The sequence below is a fragment of the Polyangium fumosum genome (assembly GCF_005144585.1).
Lineage (GTDB): Bacteria > Myxococcota_A > Polyangia > Polyangiales > Polyangiaceae > Polyangium > Polyangium fumosum.
In genome coordinates, this window is the sequence record NZ_SSMQ01000130.1 from 1 (window position 1) to 14,736 (window position 14,736).

At 68.4% G+C, this 14,736-nt stretch carries 10 protein-coding genes; 8 read left to right on the forward strand and 2 right to left on the reverse strand.

The genetic code is table 11. The features are described from left to right. Nucleotides 1-198: 198 nt before the first annotated feature. Nucleotides 199-2,139 carry a hypothetical protein gene (locus tag E8A74_RS50095; protein WP_136936305.1) on the forward strand — a complete coding sequence of 647 codons (1,941 nt, stop codon included), beginning with the start codon at nucleotides 199-201 and terminating at the stop codon, nucleotides 2,137-2,139. Here the strand turns inward: E8A74_RS50095 and E8A74_RS50100 are convergent, their stop codons facing one another. Beyond that, complete coding sequence (locus E8A74_RS50100) at nucleotides 2,140-2,973, reverse strand: hypothetical protein (protein ID WP_136936306.1); 834 nt, start codon at nucleotides 2,971-2,973, stop codon at nucleotides 2,140-2,142. A 501-nt stretch (nucleotides 2,974-3,474) separates the two neighbouring features. After that, complete coding sequence (locus E8A74_RS50105) at nucleotides 3,475-4,212, reverse strand: hypothetical protein (protein WP_136936307.1); 738 nt, start codon at nucleotides 4,210-4,212, stop codon at nucleotides 3,475-3,477. A 322-nt stretch (nucleotides 4,213-4,534) separates the two neighbouring features. Here E8A74_RS50105 and E8A74_RS50110 point away from each other — a divergent pair, with 322 nt between their 5' ends. The 7 genes from E8A74_RS50110 to E8A74_RS50140 all read left to right on the forward strand — a co-directional run bounded on the left by E8A74_RS50110 (nucleotide 4,535) and on the right by E8A74_RS50140 (nucleotide 14,605). After that, the gene (locus tag E8A74_RS50110) at nucleotides 4,535-5,506 is read left to right on the forward strand and encodes a hypothetical protein (protein ID WP_232380102.1); all 972 of its coding nucleotides are present in this window, start codon (nucleotides 4,535-4,537) and stop codon (nucleotides 5,504-5,506) included. 78 nt (nucleotides 5,507-5,584) lie between these two features. Then, complete coding sequence (locus E8A74_RS50115; protein ID WP_232380103.1) at nucleotides 5,585-6,571, forward strand: hypothetical protein; 987 nt, start codon at nucleotides 5,585-5,587, stop codon at nucleotides 6,569-6,571. Nucleotides 6,572-6,610: 39 nt separating this feature from the next. Beyond that, a complete protein-coding gene (locus E8A74_RS50120) occupies nucleotides 6,611-8,659 on the forward strand; it encodes a PEP/pyruvate-binding domain-containing protein (RefSeq protein ID WP_136936308.1) in 2,049 nt (682 codons plus the stop codon). Between the two features lie 123 nt (nucleotides 8,660-8,782). Further along, nucleotides 8,783-10,426, forward strand: coding sequence for a CotH kinase family protein (locus E8A74_RS50125; RefSeq protein ID WP_136936309.1), 1,644 nt, complete (start codon nucleotides 8,783-8,785; stop codon nucleotides 10,424-10,426). A 47-nt stretch (nucleotides 10,427-10,473) separates the two neighbouring features. Next, on the forward strand, nucleotides 10,474-11,154 hold the full coding sequence (locus E8A74_RS50130) for a DUF4956 domain-containing protein (RefSeq protein WP_170229995.1): 681 nt from the start codon (nucleotides 10,474-10,476) through the stop codon (nucleotides 11,152-11,154). A 2-nt stretch (nucleotides 11,155-11,156) separates the two neighbouring features. Further along, on the forward strand, nucleotides 11,157-13,184 hold the full coding sequence (locus E8A74_RS50135) for a biotin/lipoyl-binding protein (RefSeq protein ID WP_136936311.1): 2,028 nt from the start codon (nucleotides 11,157-11,159) through the stop codon (nucleotides 13,182-13,184). A 95-nt stretch (nucleotides 13,185-13,279) separates the two neighbouring features. Then, complete coding sequence (locus tag E8A74_RS50140; RefSeq protein WP_136936312.1) at nucleotides 13,280-14,605, forward strand: TolC family protein; 1,326 nt, start codon at nucleotides 13,280-13,282, stop codon at nucleotides 14,603-14,605. The last annotated feature ends 131 nt before the right edge of the window (nucleotides 14,606-14,736 follow it).

Genomic DNA, 14,736 nt, shown 5'->3' on the forward strand with positions numbered 1-14,736 from the left:
GGTCTTGCCCCTGGCTGTTCGATGAACTGCGCATCGCGCAGTTCATCGAGCTTGGGTCCAGCCCCTGGCTGGTCCGGGGTGGAGGGGGCGGACAGCCCCCTCCTGGGGCCTGGGGCAAAGCCCCAGCTCTGCGCCGCTCCTGCTGCGAAAATCCACCTGTTGTCTTGGGCTTGACCGCTCCGTTAGGGTGGTCTCGCCATGCCCATTCATTCCCTTGGCGCTCGTGCGCCGCGCTTGCTCTTCGCCTTCGCCCTCGCCCTTCCCCTCGCTGGTTGTGGCGGGGACGAGGACATGCCCGTCTTCACCGCGCCTGACCGTGCTGAGGGGGCTCGCGCGCCCCTCACGGCTCCGTGTGGCGACCCGGATGAACTCCGTTGCCTCTTGCCCTGGCCGTCCAGTGCCCAGCTCGCCAAGGACGCCTCCACGGCCACTGGCGTCCGCCTCCACGTCGAGGCCGAGAGCCTCCCCGTCGACGACGACCCCCGCTCCCTCGCCCTCGCCGACGGTTTTTCCCGCGTGACTCCGCTCGCCGTGGGCTTCGCCGGTCCCGTCGTCCTGCCCGCTGCGGCCTCCGCCACCGAGGGCCCCGTCCGCCTCCTCCTCGCGCAGCACGACCATGCGCGCCGCGGCGAGACCGTCCCCGTGCGCCTCTCCACGATTCCGGGCGAGGATCCGGCCACCGAGACGCTCCTCCTTGGTTACCCCTTGCGCCCCCTCGAACCCGGCGCCGATTACGTGGCCGTCGTCCTCGACGACCTCAAAATGGAAGACGGCGCCTCCATTGCGCCGACGCACCAGACCCAGGTCGCGCTTGGCCTCGCCACCCCGGCCTCGCAGGCCGAGGCCGACCTGCGCGCTTACCACGCGCCCACCCGAAAACTCCTCGCGGAGGCGGGCATCGATCCGGCGCGTGTCCTTCGTGTCTTCGATTTCACGACCCGCTCCGGCGACGACGCCACGAAGCGCCTCACGGCCATGCGCGAGGGCGCCATCGAGGCCGTCGCCCAGGGCAAGGTCACCGTCGAAATCGACGCTGTCGCCTGGGAGCCGAATGCGGCCATCGCGGCCGTCGTGCGCGGCCGGCTCGTCGGGCTCCCTTCGTTCCTCGAAGACGACCGTGATCTCAGGGTCGACGAGGCCGGCAATGTCGTCGCCGAGGGCACACACGAGGCGCCTTTCCGCGTCATGGTCCCGGCGGGCAGCGGCAACTACCGATTCGTCATGTTCGGCCACGGCATGGGCGGCGACGTCGACGACAGCTCGTTCGACCAGGAGCTTGGCCAGAATGGCACGGGCAAGGTTGGCATTCGCTTCGACGGCTGGACGGGCGACGACGTCATCGAGACGTTCGTCGGGATGACGCGTATGGCCGAGGCCACGCACCGCTCCACGGCGCGCCTCATGCAGGCCATCGCCGACGGCGCGGCCGTGCAGGCGGCGATGAAGACGACGCTCGGCGAGCTGCTCTCGGGCCCCACCTTCGACGGCGGGGCGAACCCGCTCATGGGCCGCCAGCCTGACAGCAGCATCCCGGTCTGGGCCGGCGGCTCCCTCGGCGGCACCCTCGGCCTCGTGTATGCCTCGGCCGACCCCGACATGCATTATGGCGTCCTCAACGTCCCCGGCGCCGGCTGGACCCATTTCATCCCTGGCTCGAACGTGTACTCCACGGTCCGAGGCCTGCTCCGCACGACGTACGGCGGCGACCTCGACGTCGGGTTTGCGCTCGCGCTCAGCCAATCGAACTGGGACGAGGTCGACGGATCGAGCTGGGCGGATCGTATGCCGGAGGAGCCGACGGCTTACTTGATCCAGGAGAGCATGGGCGACCCGATCCTGCCGAACGAGGGCACCGCTTTGCTCTCGGTCGCGGTCGGCGCGGGCCAGGTCGGCGCGGTCTTGAGCCCGATCCTCGGCGTCGAGACGTCCTCCGAGATCGTCGGCAAGAGCGGCCTCACGCAATACAGGACGGCGGACAAGGACGCGTACGACATCCACGGCTTCGCCGCGACGGGCGGCCCGGCCGGGGACGCGGCGCGCCAGCAGATCACGACGTACCTGAAATCGGTCTGGGCCGGCGCGCCGAAGATCACCGTGCCCGAGGGCTGCGCGGGCGGGAGCTGCGACTTTACGAAGTAATCACTTGAGGACGAGCTTCCCCGCCTTCGTGAGACAGCTAAAGGTCTCGTTGTTCGGCGGGGTCCCGTCGTCTCGGCAAGGCGGGGGCACGTCGAACGCCTCGCCGACGGGCGCTTTCGGATACCAGCAGACGCCGTCGAGGTGACGGACGAGATACTGCTGGCCGTCCTGCGTGTTGGTCTCGATCTCCCAATCGGTCGAATCGTACACGATGATCGAGCCCTTCTCGCAGATCCACTCGGCCTTCTCGATGTGGTCCTTTTTCCAGATGGGCGCGGGCTTGTTCCCCTTCGCGGGCATGCGGTCACAGGGGACGATCTGGCGTGCGCCGTCGAATCGCTGCGCGGACATGCTGCCGATGTTCCGGAGGGGCATGAGGGTCGTGGTCCACTCCGTCCCGGGGTATTGCTCGCCGGCGCGCACGTAGAGCGAGGCATATCCGCACGCCTCCTCGGTCGTGCCCTTCTTGCGGATGGCATCCCGCATCTTCCCGCATTTCTGCTCGGCGTCCTCGACCTTCAGGGGCCCCTCGACCGTATCGACGGTCCACCCCTCCTCGAAGGTCCCGTGGCTGGCATCGGAGCAGGCCTGCGCCGTGACGAGGGCATTGAAGTACGCCTCCATCGAGTCGAAGTCCTTCTTCGACGCCTCGACGGTGGCATTGTACATCTTCGCGAAGTCCGCGCGCCACGCCTTGCCCTCGTCCGTATCCGCGCCATTGGAGTCCGTCATGGCGGCGACCAGCGCTCCGCAGCCGAGCTGCCCTGCACACGCGAGCAAAAGGAAGAGCGGCCCGAGGAGCCCGGTCCTCCGCGTCGAGATGGTGTGTTTCATCGGTTCACCAAAGGGTTGCAGGGCTCGACGAGACACGCGTCAGCCCCTTGACGCTGCGGCGTTTATCACGCGCCTGCCGGCGGATCAATCATTGTGGTGTGGCGTGTTGCTGCTCGGGTCGAGGTGGCGCGGCGAGGCGGGGATCGACCTGCACGACGCGAACGAATGCCGTTGCCCCGTGTCGCAGAGAAATCGCTGATCGGAGCATCCCCCCGCCCCCCGATCGATCGCACACCCCCAGGATGACCTTCCCTCCGAAGCACGCTCAATCGGGCATCGGTCCTGAACGCCATCCTCCCAGCGTCCCACCGCTCGCATGCCGGCGTGACCTCGTCCTTCCCGACGTGCGAGCCATCGTACCTGCGCCATGACGGCGACCACCCCGACGCCCGATCGATCGCACGCGGGGGTGGTCGCCATGCTCCCCGACGTCCGATCGATCGGCCCCGGAGGTCATCTTCATCCCTCCGATGTGCGATCGCTCGGACCCGACGGGGATCGTCAGGGCGTGCCTTCTGGAGCGGGCTCGGCTGTGGAGGCGTGTTTGCTCGCGAGCGCGTCTGCGCGCATCTGGCCGAGCTGGTCGATGAAGCCAAAGACCTGCGCGTCCAGGTCCCTCGGCAGGGCCGGGTTCACGGCGATCTCGTCTCCGAGCGCGCCCCGGAAGCGGCCGAGCACCGCCAGGGTCGCCGTGCGGATTCGACCGGCGTCGCGCCGCGCGCCTGTGTCCGCGTCGGCCCGCTGGCTGAGCAGCGCGCCGATTTGCTCGGCGGCCCCCACGTACCCTTCCACCCAATCGAGGAGCGTGCGCCCATCGGCGACGGGAATGAGCTGCAAATCTGCCTTCAGGGACTCGAGCCGCTTCCGGTTCTCGATCGCGGCGTGGACCTCCTTCACGTACGTCGCCTGGAGATCGTCGAGCTGCGGAATGAACGCCGCCCGCACCCGCTCGATCGCGGCCCGCACGTGCGGCGGGGCCTTGGGCCAGCGCCCATAGGCCTCCGTGAGGTGCCAGATCGCCGCGCCGAAACCGTCGTGCAGGTCGTCGGCCTCCGCGATCGCCTCGGCGAGCGGCTTGCCCCCCGTCAGGGCGCCCGGGAGCGTGTCGATCTGCTGCTTCTTCGCGAGAAGAATAGGCTCATACGTCTTGCCCGCGCCCGAAAGGACCAGCGCCGCATGACGTTCCCCGAACAGGTTGGCAAACGCGACCTTGAGGGCCGCGAGGGAGAGGTATCTCATGAGCGCTGACGGTACAGCCGGTGAGCCGGAAAACGCAAGAGGGACCGCAAAGGCCCTCGTCGAAGGGAGGCCGCCGCGCGGGGGTGTCGCCCCAGGCCCCGCCGGGCAGCGACCCGGCGCGACGGCTTCGAGAAGAACCAATGCACTGGGCACTGCTGTGACCACGTGACGCGTTAACAGTCGCTAACGCGAACACAACAACACGTTTACCAGATTGGCGCAGGGTCGTCACATGACGACGCTTTGGCCGGGCTTACGACGAGATCCGCGGAAGAAAACTCCCATACGGCGGGCCGCCGGTGCCCTCGCCGGGCTTGTTTGGTTGCCCCTCCTCGCTTGTTCGTCCTCCGGCGAAACCCCGGATGGGAGCGGCGGCCAGGGCGGCGGAGGCGGCGGGCCGCCGGACGCCGAGCCCGGTGATTCCTCCATTCTTGTCGGATCGTTCCAGGTGCGCCTCGTCCCGCCGGTCCCCGCGAGCGAGAATTCGCCGGCGATTCCCGGAAGCACGGCGGTGCTCGGCAAGGTGTACGACGGCCCCACGCCCTCGCAGATCATCTGGGAGGAAGCCATTAAGGAGGGCGCCTGCAAGCTCTCCACGCCGCGGGTCCCTTTTTGCAGCACGCCTTGCGGGGGCAGCGCCGCCTGCGTGGAGGACGAGACCTGCAAGGAGTATCCGCTCGCGCACAGCGCGGGCAAAATCACGGTCAAGGGCCTGCACACCGAATCGGGCGAGGATGGCTTCAGCATGGATCCCGTGGTGAACGCCTATCAGCCGCCTGCCAGCGTAAAACTCCCCTTCCCTGCGTTTGCCGAGGGGGAGGTGCTCACGTTCCAGGCGAGCGGCGATTATTACAGCGCCTTCACGCTCGAAGGCACTGGCATCGCCCCGCTCGTGCTCGCCGGCGAGACGCTCACGCTCGAATCGGGCAAACCCATCACGCTCGCCTGGACCCCGCCCGTGAAAGCCGGCAGCAGCCGCATGTACGTAAAACTCGACATCAGCCACCACGGCGGCACGAAGGGCATGATCGAGTGCGACGCGGACGACACGGGCTCCCTGGAGATTTCAGCGGCGCTCGTGGGAAAACTCCTCGACCTCGGCGTCGCGGGGTTCCCTTCGATTGTCGTCGCTCGAAAGACCACGGGCGGGACGACCATCAAGGAGGGGCGCATCGACCTCGTCGTCTCCTCGTCGCTCGAAGAGGCTGTGCAGATCCCGGGGCTCACGTCCTGCTTCAGCGACGTCGATTGCCCGAACGGTCAGGTCTGCCAGGCGGATCTCACCTGCAAATGAAATGAATTTCCTCCGGGTGCCGTGCATCCGAGGCAAGGAGCTGGGACGAACCCAGCGGGCTCTAGAAAGGAGCTTGTCATGAACGCACACCGATGGGCGCTGCCCCTCTTGGGCGGCGCGGTGCTCTCGTTTGTCGTGGGTTGCGGTAGCAGCAATGGGGACCTCGGGCTCGGCAACGGCGGCTCCGGGAGCAGCTCGTCCTCCGCGTCGGGGGGAAGCGGCGGCTCGGCCGGCGCGGGCGGCGCGGGCGGCGAAGGCGCCGGCGGCAATGGGGGCGGCCATGGCGGGAGCGGCGGCGAAGCGGGCGCCGGCGGCGGCGGCACGACGGAAAAATTCAGCTTTTTCGTGACGAGCCTCCGTGCTTTGCAGGAGCTCTCGGGCAATCCGGAAGGGTTTGGCGGAGACCTTCGTTTTGGCGAGACGGGCGCGGGCGCGGGGCTGCGCGGCGCGGACAAGATCTGCGCGACGATCGCCGAAACGAGCATGCCGGGCGCGGGGCAAAAGCCTTGGCGCGCCTTCTTGAGCGCCACGGCCGGCGAGGACGGCCAGCAGGTCAACGCGCGGGATCGCATTGGGGAAGGCCCCTGGTACGACCGGCTCGGGCGATTGCTCGCGGCGAACAAGACCGATCTCCTGAAGGAGCGCCCCGCGGGGGCCGACGCGGCCATCATCAATGATTTCCCGAACGAGGACGGCGTCCCGAACCACCAGCCGGATCCGAACCAGGGGCAGGTCGACAACCACGACATGCTCACCGGGACGAACGACGAGGGCGCGCTCTTCAGCGCGACCGCGACGTGCAAGGACTGGACGAGCAACCTCGGGGATCTGGCGAGCGAAGGCCGTCCGCGCGTGGGGCACTCGTGGCCGCGGTTCGGCGGCGGCGGCGGCGGCGGACCGGGCGGCGGGGATGGAAGCGCCGCGAACTGGATGTCCTCGCTCAATGAGTCCGGCTGCGCGCCGGGCGTGAACCTCATCGAAATGGGCGGACCGCTGCCGGGCTCGGTCACGGTGGGCTCCGGCGGCGGCTACGGCGGGTTTTATTGCTTCTCGCTGGTCCCCTGAACGCGGTCGGCTCGACTTCGGCTTTCTTTGGAGGAAATCATGTCCTTGCACAAACGCGCCGTCACGGCGCTGGGCCTCGTTTTGTCCATCGCCGCGATGCCGATGGCATGCAGCGACACGGCGGCGCCCGCCGGCCCTGTCTTCGAATGCCAGCTCCCGAGCGGCAGCGAATCCCCAGACTTCTTGCAGACGATCGGCTGCAACGGGGACTTTCAAGCTCTCGCCTCGGAGCCCCTCCGCGCCGATCTGCCGGGCGCGCGCTCGGTCAAGGTCGTCCTGGATCAGGCCGACGGCAATGCGCTCTACTTCCAGAACAGCGTCCTCTACAAGATCCATTACGAGTTCGCCTCGAAGCACCTCTCGGGCAAGGACCTCCCGCTCGTGCCCGAGCTGTCGAGCTTCAACACGACCGAGTATTACACGCCCGACCGCCGCTTCGTGCTCGGCGCCGTGACCTACTACGAGGGCCCGAAGGTCTGGGCGCTCGAGATCGCCCCGTACGACACGGCGTCGGCGGCCATGATCACGACGCTCTACAAGAAGGTGGCGGCGTCCGCGTATTTCGGCGGGAGCCTGTTCTTCCACCCGACGTCGGACGCGGTTTCCGTGGAGGCCGACAAACTCGGCGACGACGTCCCCGTGAAGACCACGGACGAGCTTTATGCGGCCATCGATTACCAGCCCCTCTCGCTCGGCTCGTCCATGGGGCGGCTCCGCTTCCTGAAGGCCGCGGATCTGGAGGACGAATACGTCTCCCACGAGGACATCGTGGTCCTCGACGAGGCGCCGAACGATATCTCGGTCATCCAGGGCCTCATCACGGAGGAGTTCCAGACGCCGCTCTCGCACGTCAATGTGCTCTCGCAGAATCGAGGCACGCCGAACATGGGGCTGCGCCATGCCATGACGAACCCCGCGCTGCGGGCCCTCGAAGGCAACTTGATCGAACTCACGGTGGGCGCCTCCACGTGGAGCGTCCGCGAGGTCACGCTCGAAGAGGCGCAGGCGTACTGGGACGAGCACAAGCCCGATCCCGTCGTGCTCCCGACGCTCGATCTCTCGGTCACGGGCCTGTGGGACCTCGAGGACGTGACGCCCGAGCCGGCGTCCGGCGCCTCGTTGCGCGACGCGATCAAACAATCGGTGCTCGCGTTCGGCGGAAAGGCGGCGCATTACTCGATCCTCACGCGGACCGAGAACGTACCGATCCAGAAGGCCTTCGCGATCCCGGTCTATTACTACGACCAGTTCATGAAGCAGAACGGGTTCTACGACCAGATCGACGCGCTGCTCGCGGATCCGACGTTCCAGGCCGACGCGGCCGTCCGGGATCAGAAGCTCGAGGCCCTGCGCGACGCGATGGAGGCGGCGCCCGTCGACGCCGCGTTCCAGGCGTTGCTGAAGGACAAGATCGCGGCCGAATACGGGACGCACAAGATGCGCTTCCGCACGAGCACGAACAGCGAGGATCTCGAAGGGTTCCCCTGCGCCGGCTGCTACGAGTCGCACACGGGCGACCCCACGGACTGGCCCGACGTGCTCGAAGCCATCCGCGAGACCTACGCGAGCGCCTGGCTCTTCCGCACGTTCGAGGAGCGCAGCTATTACGGCATCGACCACAAATCGATCGGGATGGCCCTGCTCGTGCACCACAACTTCCCGGACGAGGAGGCGAACGGCGTGGCCGTCACGGCGAATCCGTTCGACGAGGCGGGGGTCGATCCCGCGTTTTACGTGAACGTCCAGTACGGCGGCGACGTGGAGGTCGTGGCCCCGCCGCCCGGCGTGACCAGCGATCAGTTCCTCTACTACTTCACGCAGCCGAACCAGCCGATCACGTACCTGACGCATTCGAGCTTGCTCGCGGAGGGCGAGCGTGTCCTCACGACGGCGCAGATCCATTCGCTCGGCGTGGCCCTCGACGCCATCCATGCGCGCTTCTCCCCCGCGTATGGGCCGGCCGCGGGGAACAAGGGCTGGTACGCGATGGACATCGAATTCAAGTTCGACGACGAGGCCGCCCCTGGCCAGACGCCCACGCTCTACATCAAGCAAGCACGTCCCTACCCCGGCCGCGGGAGCGAGTGAGCGGGCGGCGACGTTCCCGACGCCCGCGAGATTCGCTCGCTTAACAATCGCACACGATCCTGTAACACCAGCGCCGCAGTCTCGACATAAAGTCGACTCGAACCTTGAACTTGGGGAGTGACGATGAGAATGCGGTTTCTGCATTGTGTTTTTCCGTTCGCGGCGCTTTCGGCCCTTGTGATCCAGGGGTGCGGCACGAGTGATCCCAGCGCCGAGACGGGCGCAGGCGCGGGCGGCAGCGGCGGCGTGGGAGGCAGCGCCGGCGAGGGCGGCGGCGGAAGCGGCGGCGAGGGCGGCAGCGGATCGGAGGATCCCGATTACGCGGCCGCCTTCCCGCAAGATCGGGTGCCTCGTATCGACATCACCATTTCGCCCGAGAGCTGGCAGGCGATGATCGCCGACATGACCGACATGCTCGGCACGTTCGGCGAAGGCATGGGCATGGGCGGGCCGGGCGGGCCCGGCGGCGGCGGTGGGCCCCCGCCGGAGCTCGCCGAGGCTTGCAATGGCCTCGCGGCCGGGGATGCGTGCACGGTCACGCTCAATGGCGTCGAGTCCCAGGGGACGTGCACGGATGCGATGGGCAGCCTGCTTTGCTTCCCGGCCGGCGGCCCCGGCGGCCCCGGCGGGCCGGGCGGACCGGGCGGCGACGGTGGCGTCGATCTGCTCCCCCGCACGCCCATCTACGTCGAGTGTGACGTCAAGACCGAGGATCGGAGCTGGCAGCACGTCGGGATCCGCTTCAAGGGCAATTCGAGCCTGGCCATGTCCTGGCAGCAGGGCGTGTGGAAGCTGCCGCTGCGTTTCAACTGGGACAAGTACGAGGACACGTATCCGGAGACGAAGAACCAGCGGTTCTACGGGTTCGACGCGCTGAGCTTCTCGAACAACGCGGGCGATGCGTCGCTCTTGCGCGACAAGATCGGCACCGAGGTCTTCGTGAACGCGGGGATCCCGGCGCCCGCGACGGCGTTTTATCGGGTGTTCATCGATCACGGCGAGGGCTCGAAGTATTTCGGGCTCTACACGGGGATCGAGCTGCCCTCGGACGAATCCTTCATGGATACCCATTTCGGCGGCCACAAAGGCAACATGTACAAGCCCGACGGCGCAGCCGCGCGCTGGCAGACCTGGGACACCGAAACGCTCGGGAAGGAAAACCACGAGGACGAGGCCGATTATTCGGACGCGCAGGCGCTCTTCGACGCGCTGCACGCCGACAAGACCGACGCCGCCGCCTGGCGCGCTGGCCTCGAAGCCCGGCTCGACGTCGATGGGTTCCTCCATTGGCTCGCGCTGAACGCGGTGATCGAGGACTGGGATCAATACGGCCGCATGCCGCACAACTATTACATGTACGCGGATCCCAAGAAGGACGCGCAATTCACGTGGATCCCCTGGGACCACAGCTTCGCGTTCCCCACCTCGGCGGGCGGAGGGTTCGGTGGGCAGGCCATGTCGCTCGCGATGTCCGAGATCACCGATCAATGGCCGCTCATCCGGTACCTGCTCGACGATCCGGTGTACCTCGAGACGTATCGCGGCTACGTCGCGCTCGCGGTCGAGAAGGACTACGAGGCGGCGAGCATGGAGGCGCGATTCAAGGCCGCCCACGACCTCATCGCGCCCTACGTCGTCGGCGCGGAGGGCGAGCAGCCGGGGTACACGTTCCTCGCGTCGGATGCCGCGTTCGACGAGGGCCTCGCCGGGGTGATCGCCCACGCGAAGGAGCGGCCGGCGGACGTGGCCACGTACCTCGGACCGTGACCTCCTGAGACCTCTCTCCCACGATTGCAAATGAGGGACGACCGCTGATGGAATGGCTCGAACCGCTGACCCAAGGGGACGTTTTCGAATGGCGCAAGGCGCTCGTCTCCCTCCTGCTCGCCTTCGGGCTCGGCCAGGCCATCGCGGTCGTTTACATGGCGACCTTCCGCGGCCTCTCGTACTCGCGGTCCACGGTGCACGGAATGGCCATGGGCAGCGTGATCACGTGCATGTTGATGCTGGCCGTGGGCAGCAGCATCGCCGCGGGGATCGGCATGGCGGGGGGGCTCTCGGCGGTCCGGTTCCGCACGTCGCTCCGGGATCCGCGCGACATCATCTTCATCTTCGCGGCCCTCGGCGTGGGGATGGCGAGCGGCGCCCAGGCGCACGGCGCGGCGATCCTGGGCACGATCATCTTCGCGTTCGGATTCGTGCTCCTTCATTTCACCGGGTATGGCGCGCGCCATCAGCCGGATGGGCTCCTCCGCTTCGCCGCGCCCGCCGGGCCCGAGGCGGAGGAGGCCATCATGAAGATCCTGCGAGCGCATTGCCGATCCTTCGCGCTCGTCACGCTGCGCGAGGCGGCGCAGGGGACGATGATGGAGCACGCGTACCAGATCAGCGTCCGCGCGCTGGATCTGCGCGCGTCGCTCGTCTCGAATCTGAAGGCCATTCCAGGGGTGCAGGACGTCGCCTTGCTGCTGCAGGAGCCGACGCTGGATCTGTAGCCATGAAATCGACGAAGACCCTCCATCGAATGCAATCGGCCCTCCAGCGATTCGCGCCCGGGCTTTGCCTCGTGGGCACGCTCGGCGCCGCGGCGGGGCTCCACTTCGGCGACCACGCGCGTGGTCACGTCGTGGGGTTCGCCGAGGCGACGCCGGAGGCCATCGCGCCGACCGAAATCGCCAAGGTCGCGGCGGTCCACGTGCGTGTCGGCGACGAGGTCACGCCGGGGCAGATCGTCGCGGAGCTCGACACGTCCGCGATCGACGCCGAGATCGCCGTCGCGGAGGCCGAAAAGACGCGGCTCGAAGCGGACGTGCGCGCCTCGGAGTCCGAGATCCTGCAAAAACTCGACACGGACCTCGCGTCCCTGGAGCGCGAGGCGGCGCGGCAACGCGAGGAGCACCTCCAGGTGTCCGCCGAGGCGAAGGTGCTCGATAACGAAATGGCGCGGGTGAAGCAGCTCGTGGAGGACCGACAGGTGGTCTTCGAGGAGCTCGCCAAGGTCGATCTGCAACACGCCGCGGCCGCGGCGCTCGCCGCGGAGAAGCCGCGGACGTTGAAGCTCCTGGCGAAGCAGATCCAGACGGCCGAGGCGCGGCGCAAAGCAGCGAAGCAGGAAGGCTCGGCGACGGCGGACAAACTCGCCGCGGACGTGCGTTTCGCCGAGCGCAGCATCGAGCTCTTGAAGCAAAGGCGCGCGGGGTATGTGCTCCGCGCGACGCGGCGTGGGCGCGTGGCGACGATCCTGAAGCAGCCCGGCGAGGTCGCCGTGGCCGGGGATCCGGTGCTCAGCGTCGTGAGCGGGGGCGCGCGCGTGGTCACCTGCGTCCCGGAGCGCGTGTCCCTCGGCGTGCGCGAGGGCGACGGCGCGAAATTGTGGATTCGAGGGCAGCAGGGCGGCGCGCTGCGAGGAAAAACCATCGCGCTCGGTCCGCTCGTCGCGGAGCTGCCCGCGCGTTGCTGGGTCTCGCCCAAAATCCCCATGTGGGGCCGCGAAATCACGGTCGAGCTCGACGCCCCCCTCGACGTGATCGCGGGGCAAGCGTTTGATGTCGTCTTCGAGCCGGCCCCGGCGCCGCTGGCCTCCCCCCCGGCACCTCCGGCGGCGACGGCCAACAACCTCCCGGCGAGCGTGCTGCCGATGAAGCTCCCGGACGCGCTCTCGAAACGGTCGCGATTCGAGCCTTCCGGCATCCTCGCGCGGGAGGCCGAAGGGCGTTATCTCGTCGTCAGCGACGATACGGGCCGGGACGACGCGGAGGGCGCGCCCTGGATCTTTGCCATGTCCAAGGACGGCGTGATCGAGCCGGAGCCTTTGCAGGTGGACGGCATTGACGAGATCTCGGACGTCGAGGCGATCGCCGCCGGCGACGCGGGCGAGATCTACCTCCTGTCGTCGCAGAGCTACAGCAAGCGAGGAAAACGCAAGCCCGCGCGGACGGCGCTCTTGCGCCTCCGGAAGGACGGGCGAGGCTTCCGCGTCGACGGGGAGGCCCATCTCGCAGAGCTGCTCGACGCAGACCCGGCGCAGGCCGCGGCGCTCGGGCTCCCGAAGGGCACGCGCGCGCTCGACATCGAGGGGCTCGCCTACCAAAAAGGCGCCCTGTACTTCGGCCTCAAAGCGCCTCTCGATGCGCAAGGCCATGCCATGATCTGGCAGGTCACCACGCCCGGCGCGCTCTTCGCGTCGAAGCCCCTCGCGGGCGCCGGCGCCTCGTTATGGGCGCATGTCCCTGTCGACGTGGAGCTCGCGGGCAAACCCACGCCGGGCGGCATTTCCGATCTTTTGTTTTTGCCCGACGGCAGCCTCGTGATCACGTCCACGCCTTCGACGGCGGACGGCGACGCGGGCGCGCTCTGGCGCGTCGAGGCCCCGGCCCCCGGCGCGCTCACGCCGCACCTCGTCAAACGGTTTCCGGGGCTCAAGCCGGAGGGCATCGCGCCGTCGCTCTCGGCGGGCAAGCTCATGGTCGTCTTCGACACGGGCAGTAGCCTCCCGTCGTTCGAGGAGGTCCCGTGGCCGCGCTGAAAAGGTACGCAGCCCTGCTCCCCGCAGCGCTGCTCCCAGCTCTCGCAGGTTGCTCCCCCCCGCTGCACCTCTCGGGCTCCGAACGCGCGATTGCCATGTATCGCGAGAGCCTCGGTCCCCGGGGAGCGCTCACCGTGCGGCGCGACGAATCCGTCCGTCGAGGCACATCCGCGCGCGCGGCGAGCACGTCCGACGCGGCGCCGCGCGTGCTCACCGTGGAAGACGCAGTCGCCCTGGCCAAAAAAAACAGCGCGCAGCTCGCCGCGCTCGAAGCCTCCGCGACCACGGCCGAAGCGGAGGTCGCCGCGGCGGACAAGCACAAAAACCCGGAGCTTCGGATCACGCAGATGCGCCTCGATCAATTCGTCGAGGGCGAGCCGCGGATCCGCACCGCGCTCCGTTTTTCGCCGGATAGGCCGGGCGAGGTGGACGCAGACGTCGCAGAGGCACGCGCAGCGAAGGCGGAAGCGCAGGCCGAGGCGCAAGCCGAGGCCATCACGATCGAGGCCGACGTCCGCTGGCTCTTCGACGACGTCGCCTTGATCGACGCCGAAATCGCCGCGGCCCACGCCATCGCCGAGGCGCGCAGGTCCCTCGCGTCGCAAATGAAGACCCGCGTCGCCGCAGCGGAAGCGACATCCATCGACGAGACCCTGGCCGAGCTCGCAGCGGTGGAGGCCGAATCCGACCTCGCCGAGCAACAGGCGCACCGGCGCGAGGTGCTCGGCGAATTGCTCGATCGCATCGGGCTCGAACCCGGGGCTTCGGTGGAGGTCGTCGGCGAGCCGCCACTCGCGTGGCCACCCCCCGCGCTCCCTTCGGAGCAAGCCCTCATCGAAGAGGCACTCCGGCGCAGGCCCGAGGTCGCCATTGCAGGCGCGCGAATCGACGCAGCCGACGCCCGCGCATACGCCGAGCGCGCGCGGCGTTTTCCGTGGTTCTCGTTCGTCGAGCTCGGCTACCAATTCACGCCGGGCACGCTCCCCACACCAGGCACGCTGACCGGCCTCGCCTGGACGTTCCAGGCCGGCGTGGAGCTGCCCATCTTCGACACGAATCGCGCAGGCACAGCCGCCGCAGGCGCGGCGAAGAACTCGTCGCAGCGCGCGCTCGCCGCCGAGGTCGAGCGGGTCGCCCGCGAAGTACGCGCCCGCCTGCGCGAAGCCGATGCCTCGCGCGAGCTCGTCACCGCATTCCGCTCCCGCGCACTCCCCGCCGCCGCGCAAGCAGGATCCGCATCAAAACGAGCCCTCGAAGCCCGCAACGTCGACGTGATCGAAGCCCTCTCCGTCGACGCCCAACGCGTCAAAGTCGAACTCCGCCTCCTCGCCCTCATACGCCGCTATCGCACCGCCGTCTCCGAGCTCCGCCGCGCCGTCGGCGGCCGCCTCCCGGCGAGCGTCTCTCGCAGCACGCCGTGAGCGCCGCCGCGCCGGGGCGCTGCCCCGGACCCCGCGGGGGGCTGTCCGCCCCCTCGACCCCGGACCAGCGAGGCGCTGGACCCAGGGTTGAAAAACTGCGCTCCGCGCAGTTTTTCAAACAGGCCGACGAA

Excerpts from the sequence above, each read along its gene's own strand:
- E8A74_RS50095 (WP_136936305.1), top strand. The coding sequence starts at position 199 with ATGCCCATTCATTCCCTTGGCGCTCGTGCGCCGCGCTTGCTCTTCGCC.
- E8A74_RS50100 (WP_136936306.1), bottom strand. The coding sequence starts at position 2,973 with ATGAAACACACCATCTCGACGCGGAGGACCGGGCTCCTCGGGCCGCTC.
- E8A74_RS50105 (WP_136936307.1), bottom strand. The coding sequence starts at position 4,212 with ATGAGATACCTCTCCCTCGCGGCCCTCAAGGTCGCGTTTGCCAACCTG.
- E8A74_RS50115 (WP_232380103.1), top strand. The coding sequence starts at position 5,585 with ATGAACGCACACCGATGGGCGCTGCCCCTCTTGGGCGGCGCGGTGCTC.
- E8A74_RS50120 (WP_136936308.1), top strand. The coding sequence starts at position 6,611 with ATGTCCTTGCACAAACGCGCCGTCACGGCGCTGGGCCTCGTTTTGTCC.
- E8A74_RS50125 (WP_136936309.1), top strand. The coding sequence starts at position 8,783 with ATGAGAATGCGGTTTCTGCATTGTGTTTTTCCGTTCGCGGCGCTTTCG.
- E8A74_RS50130 (WP_170229995.1), top strand. The coding sequence starts at position 10,474 with ATGGAATGGCTCGAACCGCTGACCCAAGGGGACGTTTTCGAATGGCGC.
- E8A74_RS50135 (WP_136936311.1), top strand. The coding sequence starts at position 11,157 with ATGAAATCGACGAAGACCCTCCATCGAATGCAATCGGCCCTCCAGCGA.
- E8A74_RS50140 (WP_136936312.1), top strand. The coding sequence starts at position 13,280 with ATGTATCGCGAGAGCCTCGGTCCCCGGGGAGCGCTCACCGTGCGGCGC.